At 52.5% G+C, this 6,379-nt stretch carries 7 protein-coding genes; 5 read left to right on the top strand and 2 right to left on the bottom strand.

Going from position 1 to position 6,379, the window contains the following annotated elements; translation table 11 throughout:
• The 5 genes from AAH187_RS17200 to AAH187_RS17180 form a co-directional block, all read left to right on the top strand.
• The coding region (locus AAH187_RS17200; RefSeq protein WP_342349714.1) for a hypothetical protein at nt 1-645 on the top strand (645 nt) is incomplete at its 5' end.
• A 240-nt stretch (nt 646-885) separates the two neighbouring features.
• Entirely contained in the window at nt 886-1,995 is a 1,110-nt protein-coding gene (locus tag AAH187_RS17195; RefSeq protein ID WP_342349713.1) for an acyl-CoA desaturase, read from the top strand.
• 99 nt (nt 1,996-2,094) lie between these two features.
• On the top strand, nt 2,095-2,325 hold the full coding sequence (locus AAH187_RS17190) for a hypothetical protein (protein WP_342349712.1): 231 nt from the start codon (nt 2,095-2,097) through the stop codon (nt 2,323-2,325).
• Nucleotides 2,326-2,501: 176 nt separating this feature from the next.
• The gene (locus AAH187_RS17185) at nt 2,502-2,798 is read left to right on the top strand and encodes an antibiotic biosynthesis monooxygenase (protein ID WP_342349711.1); all 297 of its coding nucleotides are present in this window, start codon (nt 2,502-2,504) and stop codon (nt 2,796-2,798) included.
• 132 nt (nt 2,799-2,930) lie between these two features.
• Entirely contained in the window at nt 2,931-3,356 is a 426-nt protein-coding gene (locus AAH187_RS17180) for a VOC family protein (RefSeq protein ID WP_342349710.1), read from the top strand.
• A gap of 227 nt (nt 3,357-3,583) precedes the next feature.
• On the opposite strand, the gene AAH187_RS17175 is transcribed toward AAH187_RS17180, so the two are convergent.
• Nucleotides 3,584-4,228 carry a class GN sortase gene (locus AAH187_RS17175; protein WP_342349709.1) on the bottom strand — a complete coding sequence of 215 codons (645 nt, stop codon included), beginning with the start codon at nt 4,226-4,228 and terminating at the stop codon, nt 3,584-3,586.
• Nucleotides 4,192-6,379 (bottom strand): marine proteobacterial sortase target protein (locus AAH187_RS17170; RefSeq protein ID WP_342349708.1); only part of this gene is annotated, 2,188 nt, incomplete at its 5' end. The genes AAH187_RS17175 and AAH187_RS17170, both read right to left, overlap by 37 nt.

Genomic DNA, 6,379 nt, shown 5'->3' with positions numbered 1-6,379 from the left:
CCCTATGTCCAGGTCAATTTTGTCCTGGGATTGGATTCCGATCAGGGTCCGGAACCTTTTGAACTCACCAAACAATTTTGTGATCTAGCACCAGGAGCCTTCCCCGCATTCTCCTTGCTTACGGCATTTGGCCAAGCCGCGCCTTTTAATCGGGAATTGCAACGGGATGGGCGGGTGTTGCCCTTTCCCTTTCATTTTCTCGATAACAATCATGCGATGAATGTGCGTCCCAAACATTACGCCTGGCCTGAATTTTATGATCATGTGGTGGATCTATCCCGGCATGCGTTTTCCTGGCCGATGATTGCCAAGCGGGTGATGCTGAATCGTGGCTGGATTCCCAAATGGTTTAATTTCATCCGCTCGGTGTCGAGTGAAGGGTTTGGCCGGATCAAGTATCACACCAAGATCAGAGGACTCATGGATACGAATGTGTCGGTCCGAAACTTTCTGGAAGGGGAAACATTAGAACTCCCAAGGTTCTATGCCAGAAAAATCAGAGGGAAACTGGGTTCGCTCTATGACATGCTTCCTGAAGGGGCCACGATGCATGATCATCATGCGTATCTCAATTCCTATCAGGAACCGATTCCTCCTCTTGTCGTATTGAACCCACTCCCCAGGGTGGAGAGTGCAGCCATATGAGAAGAAGGCGGGACTGCATGGTCGCATTCCTCAGGCTGAGTTTGATTTCTCGCTCCCCTTCAGCTGACCAATAGATCGCCAACCTTAACCATCCGTGAAAATTGAAACCATACTGTTAAGTAAGAATGGTTTGTGGATTCTCCATTAAATATATCAGGGAAGTTCATGATATTAAGCCAAAAGGGTTCTATTGAAGGTTCGAGCGGCTTCTCAAAGTTAAAGTCAAGAGGCCAAACCCTAGTGATCGCCATAGACAAGACGACTAAGATTCCCGACAAGGGTCGTGGTAATTTTATTCGCGTTCTCCGTGCCCGTGTTGATGAGCATTTCGCGGGCAGGAATCGCCGTGACGATCGTCGCCTGTACCTGAAATCAGCAATCGTTCTTATCTGGTTCTTTGTCTCGTTTGGCATGCTGTTGGCCAGCTCAAACTCTGCATTTCAGCTGCTTCTTTGCCTATCAACTGCCTTTGCCGCTTGTGGGGTCGGATTCAACATTTTCCATGACTCGATCCATAATTCTTTTTCGGCGAACCCCAAAGTAAACCTGTTCCTTGCACGGAGTTCCTGCGCCATGTTAGGCGTCAGTCGGTACTTCTGGCGGCATAAGCACAATGTTCTGCACCACAGTTATACGAATATCCTGGAATGGGATGATGACTTGGAGACAAGAGGGGCCTTGCGGATGAGTCCCCGGCAGGCTTGGGAAAAAAAATTCAAGAATCAGCATATCTATTGCTGGTTCCTCTATGCGTTGTCCACGATCGAATGGATCTTCATTAAAGATTTTGTTCACTATTTCACGATGAGGATTAATCAATTTCAGAAGTATCCATCAATGTCGAGGAAGGATGAAATTGAATTTTGGACTCTTAAAGCGGTGTATTTTTCCGTCTTCATCGTCACGCCTTTCCTTTTTCAGCCGTTCTGGAAATGTGTTGTAGGTCTGGTGATTTTCCACCTCACGCTCGGTCTCAGTGTGACCTTGATCTTCAATCTGGCTCATATCATGGAAGAATCCTCGTATCCGGAACCGCGGGGAGAGCAACCGCCTGACTTCGAATCCGAATGGGCAGTCCTCCAGCTTGCCACAACGGTAAATTTTGGAAGAAAGAATAAGTGGCTCACGTGGTTTTCGGGATGCCTGAATTACCAGATCGAACATCATCTTTTTCCTAAAGTGAGTCACACGCATTATCCGGAGATCAGCAAAATCCTCATACGAACTGCCGCAGAGTTCCACATCCCCTATCATGATTGCCCCACCTATATTTCCGCGCTGAAGAGTCACTTTCGCACATTGAAAGCGTTGAGTGAGCCCGCCCGCTTTGGTGTTCATCCTGTGCCGTAAACAGCTAACTCCTCTTCCTGAAAGGTTCAGGTCTCAATGGGTTAGTAGGAGTAGGATGTTAAAAAAATACATCAAGGGGTAACAAATGTTGAAGGTGTGTTGGAGCAACCCCCGCCGAAGCCTGAAGGCCCCACCTCTCTCTGTGTGGCGGATGTCTTAGTCACGGAATGGGAAAAAGGCCCACAGGTTCCCGTTGTGCAGCCCAAGACCTATAAAATGCGGTCGGTCGCTCATGTGCTCCAGAAAGACGTGAACGTAGAAGAAGCCATACCGATTCTGAAAGAAAACTTCACGACCGGAATCACCGGACTGTTCGAGTTCCCTGTTTGACGAGTTGATTGCGACCAGGGTTTCGAGGATGGGGTTGCACCCAGCGCCTTCAACTCATCGGTCTGTTCAGGTTGACGGAAATAGGGAAGTTTACCATGACCGAAATAGATGGTACTTTACCCGATTAAATCCTTTACAACGTAGGTCATCCACTCGTAAAGATCGGGAGGTGCGCCATGCCAGTAACCTTAATTAATGTGTTTTCAGTCCCGAATGGCAAAGAAGATGAATTTGTAAAGTGGTGGGAAGACGTGAAGCACAATATCACGAAGCAACAGGGGTTCATTAGCGGAAAGTTTCATAAAAGTATCAAGCCAGAGAGCAAATTCAACTTCATTAATATCGCGATATGGGAAAACGAAGACCTTTACTGGAAAGCGTATGAAAAGAGCGCGGCGCCCATGAAGTCGAAGTTAGAGCACATGGGCGCTGAAATGGTCCCTGCTCTCTATAGCGTCGCTTTCGAGTACTAATTCAAGCGTTATCAGGACCAAGCCGGCAGTTAGAAGGATTCAGGAAAAACCATGAAGCCGGGGAAAGCACGGCAGACATGGTCTGTTAGCATCGTCCCCATTCGTTGACCATAAAACCAATCGGAGTCCCCGATGAGTCTCTCTCCCTTCCACCTTGCAATCCCCGTTTACGACCTCCCTGCAGCCCGGCGTTTCTATGGTGAAGTGTTTGGATTGGAAGAAGGTCGCTCCAGTACCCAATGGGTTGACTTCAATTTCTACGGTCACCAGTTGGTGATCCACGAACACCCCAGGACGGCCTCCCAGAATCACCCGCACATCAATTTGGTTGATGGACATGATGTGCCGGTTCCACACTTCGGGATTGTGCTCGAATGGTCGCAATGGGAAGCACTGGCCGAGCGTCTGAAGTCGTTTGGCGCCAAGTTTGTGATTGAGCCCTACGTCCGATTCAAAGACCAGGTCGGCGAACAGGGCACCATGTTCCTGCTCGACCCCTGTGGCAACGCTCTAGAGTTCAAGGCATTCAAGGACATCGGCCAACTTTTTACCAAGTGAATCGCCCCAGGTGTAGTGGACAGCCCTGGCCTGGGTGGTAATCGATCGACAGCAGCTCGCGATCCGCCATGTGTTCAGTGGCGACGCTGGCCGATCAGTATGCGCGCCACGCCCGCCCGTGACCGAGCAGAGTTGGAGTGTGGTGGTCGTTCAAACGGCCGGTTCTACAAAGACCCGGACGCTTGCTTGTGTCCGTAAAATCAGGAGAAGACCACTCAAATACCATGTCATGGGGCTTTTCCTATTCCTACCGCCGATAGGCCTTCTGAAGTCATCTGATATGCCGTGACTACATAACGCAGTGGGCCTCCGGGGAGGAGGGCATCAAAGGGAAAGCAGGTTGTCAGTATCAAGGCTTCCACATCGTCATGATAGGTAAGACGGGTCTGTCGGCTATCCACCACGGTGAGTGCCTGAACCCTATAGGATGTTTGATGTCCAGTGGGCCATTCCAAATAGATGAGATCGTTTTGCTGAAGATGTTGTAAGAACTGAAAGTGGGTATCGCGATGCCCGCTCAATACGATGTTGCCAGGTTCCCCAGGCTTCACACTTTCGGAAAGCTGTCCTGGTCCGAAGGCTAGCGATCGCCCGCTGGCATCGGCCAGGATGATCTGGTCGATGCCGTGTTGCGGAACAAGCAATCGTCCAACGGGCCAGGTGTCTGCCCATGGCCAGGGCTTGGCAGGCTGTTGTGTTTTTAATGATTGATTCCACGCCTGCTGCAGGAGCCATTGGGCGGCAATGGCTTTCACTGGAATCCACAGTCCCTGTCCGATCAACCAGCTTCCCAAGATCAACAACAGGCCTGCCAAGACTCGACGCCTAAGGGTTCTCACGGTCGTGCGGCCTGTGGTCGCGTCCAGAACCATCCCATCCAGAGTGTGAAGATTCCTAACAGCAAATAGAGCGTGGACGGTGTGGCCGTTTGTGGCCAGCCGAATATGGCCTCGTATTGCATGCCATGCGGAAGATTGGTCTTCATGGCATGGGATTGGAGCGGTTGGTGTTCGGGGCGGGCGGGGACCGTTTCTACGGCCACCAGACTTGTGTACTTGCTCACGAGATGGTGACGGAGAGCCACGTCGATGACGGCCTGTCGCAGCTCGCCTTCCCGGGCAGGTTGGTCAGATTGAAAAGATTGAGTGTGCTGGTCCATGAGCTGTGAAATTTTTTGTCTGGCCCAATGCACCGCGATGCCTGAGCGGGCAAGTCCGGACGTGAACGGTAGAACTGTCTTCCATGGCTCCGGTCCGTGCGTGCCGGAAATGGTGAGGTGTTCCGGAGGAGTCGCCGTTCGGAATGCCACCATGAGCGGTTCGCCGGCATAGACATCCGGAAGCGGGGTTGGGAGGAAATCCCACTCCACTCCGTCCGGAACCTGAAAGGCCAAATCCAGGAACGCGGGTTGTTCGAGTTTCACAAATAGACGATGCATCTTATCCTGCACCTCCTGAGCGGTGCCGATGTAGGTAAAGGTGCCCCGACCGTGTTGAGCCGCCTTGCGCATGAAATGCCCGTTGGGGGCAGAGCCGATGCCGACGGGAAAGAAGCGAGTCCGGCGGAGCAGCCGGTGAAGGGTCTCGAATAATTCCTCCTCATTGCCGATCAGCCCGTCGGTGATAAAAATGACCTGCCGGAGAGCAGCCTCGTCTTCTTGATGAGCCAGTGCTTGGACAACCGCCGGAAGCATTTCCGTGCCTCCATCGGCTTGAAGGCCTTTCACATACGAGAGTGCGCGTTGAATCGAACGGGGATCCACCGCCAGGGCCTGCGGAAATAATTGTTTCGTGATGGAATTAAATTGAATGATGTTGAAGCGGTCGTTGGGAGTCAGCCGTGACACGGCTAAGGTAAGCGCGGCTTTTGCTTGAACGAGGGAAGCCCCGGCCATGGACCCGGAGGTATCGATGACAAAGATAACTTCGCGGGTCATCTCATCCTGCCCTGCCTCGATGAGTTGTGGCGGAAGGAAAAACAGCATGCCGTAGGTGTCGCCATCCTGTGCTTCAAGAAATAGTTGTGTTTGGGCTTCATGGGAGGGTTGCGGGGTCCAGGCCAATTCGAAGTCTCGATCCGCAAACGTGGAACGGTCGGTCAACGTAATGTGCGTGCGTCCATTGGAATTGGTTTCAACATGAATGGGGTGAGTGGGCGACTCTACCCGATCAAGCAGAAAGCCGGGTGCCAGATCGATCTGCAGCGTGAGGGGATTGATGAGACCTTGGTCAGGATGTTGCACCGGCGGCGTGATCCGTGACGCATCGGGAACCTGATCGGTGTTGACGGCCCACCCCGCGCCAGTTTTGTGTGGTTGGGATTCGCTTACAGAAAGAGGAGTCCCAGGGATATAGCGTGGCCCGACCACCATCGGAAACCGGAGAGAAAACCGGCCCTGGTCGTACCGGACCGTATCCTGATATTCAATCTCCACGATGATGGGTTCTCCCGGTGCGAGATTTGCCACCGACGCCGTAAACACATTGGTTCGTTCCTGTTCGAGTAAACTGGCGCGCTGTCCCTTGCGCTTGGCCTGTTCAAACGTTTTTTTGGCTTCGGCCCGTTCTTGAATGATCCCTTCAATCACCCGTTCGCCGATCCGCATGCGCAGGTGATCGACGGCCGCTTGTTCGGGTAACGGAAAGATATAGATGCCCTCGGCCCATTCGGCACTGGGATTGTGAAAGGTTTGCGAGACGGTGGTGCGCACGATCAGCCCGCTGATGGTCGTGGTGACGTTGGTGGAGACGGTGGGGGCGGGGAGAATTGGTCCCCCGGACATGGGGCGAATCGTCAAGCCCGGGTGAATGTCCGGTCCGGTCTTGTGAGAGGGGGCCGCGATTTCAGGTTCCAGTGGTTGAGCTGACACGGGAGAAAGGCCAAGGCAATCCACCACACTGCCGGTGAGCCAAAACGCGAGAGGCAGAAGAAGTTGCTTCCAGTAATTCATACCGGCTCCTTTATTGTCGTGAGAGGTTTCGTCATGACGGTTGATGAATGCATGGCGGGCCCGGGCTGACCCA

This window comes from uncultured Nitrospira sp. (assembly GCA_902500695.1).
Lineage (GTDB): Bacteria > Nitrospirota > Nitrospiria > Nitrospirales > UBA8639 > Nitrospira_E.
The sequence above is the reverse complement of the archived record's forward strand: the minus strand, read 5'-3'. Positions and strand labels throughout refer to the sequence as shown.

Coding starts and splice junctions, on each gene's coding strand:
- AAH187_RS17175 (WP_342349709.1), bottom strand. CDS start 4,228: ATGGTTCTGGACGCGACCACAGGCCGCACGACCGTGAGAACCCTTAGG.
- AAH187_RS17180 (WP_342349710.1), top strand. CDS start 2,931: ATGAGTCTCTCTCCCTTCCACCTTGCAATCCCCGTTTACGACCTCCCT.
- AAH187_RS17185 (WP_342349711.1), top strand. CDS start 2,502: ATGCCAGTAACCTTAATTAATGTGTTTTCAGTCCCGAATGGCAAAGAA.